Origin of the sequence: Acidilobus sp., from assembly GCF_049973875.1 — an archaeon.
Taxonomy (GTDB): Archaea; Thermoproteota; Thermoprotei_A; order Sulfolobales; family Acidilobaceae; genus Acidilobus.
In genome coordinates, this window is the sequence record NZ_JBMFJI010000083.1 from 1 (window position 1) to 1052 (window position 1052).

1 pseudogene is annotated in these 1052 nt (G+C 58.1%); it reads right to left on the bottom strand.

Going from position 1 to position 1052, the window contains the following annotated elements:
- Positions 1–1052 (bottom strand): annotated as a pseudogene (locus ACP5H1_RS08455) (N-6 DNA methylase); the annotation flags it as partial.

Genomic DNA, 1052 nt, shown 5'->3' on the forward strand with positions numbered 1-1052 from the left:
CCTGTTCGGGTCGGCCCCCTCGCCATATTGCTCTGGGATCCTCCTGAACTGTACCTTGGAATACTTATCAAAGACCTTGGTGAGGTTGCTCAACTCATCATCACTTAGCGAGCATACGTCGAGGACTGGCAGTGACCTCCACTGGCCCATTTTAAGGCTAATGAAGGCGCCGCTCGTCTCCTCCCTCTTCGCCAACATCGTCATTAGCCCCCAGGTGCTGTTCAGCCAGGCCACCAGCGCCTTGTCCGCGTTGTCGCACTTCAGCCTTACAGCGTAGAATATGTTGGATAGCATGGGCTTGCTTGAGTAGAGGGCTGTCACGTGGGCCGTATTCGCTCGAATCCTGTCTGGCACCAAAACATTACCAGCGTTTTCATAGAACACCTCTCTCGCCTGCCCGTTCTTAGGCCTGGCGAACATGTTGTGCCCGACGGCCATGCTGACCCTTACCTCCTCGCCGCCGCCGAAGAGGACTGGGTAAGGGGTCTCCGAGCTCGTAGGCTCAAAGTAATTATGGAACTGGCGCCTATCAATGCCTATGGTCTTTACCACGTTGTCCAACAAGGTGACGGGGACCCTGACGCCGCATACGTTTCCGCTCATTATGGACACGGCCTCGCTGACGAGGCTGGCGTCACTAAAGGCCGTGAACAGGCCCCAGTTGTCGAGGTTCCTCAGCAGGTCGGCCCTCTTCACTTTTACGGCCTCGGCGTCCACTGGCGCGCCCTTCATTATGCTCTCCGCCAGCAGCACGGCCTCTATTGCGCCTCTCGGCTTCCTCCTCAGTATCACGAACACGGTCTCCTCGTTCGGCTCATGCCTGTCAACCCTCCTGGCTACTATCAGCGCCTCGCTGAGGCTGGTGCTCTCGCTGAAGTTGTACCCGCCCTCAGGGTCAGCGCTGACTATGACGTACTTGACGTGGAACTTGCTCGCGAGGAGCGCCCTGGCCAGGAACCAGCTTACGCCAGAGAGCACGTTCCTGGGCAGCACGAACGCTATCACGCCCCCTGGCCTGACGTATTTGTACGCAAGGTACAGGAACAGCAGGC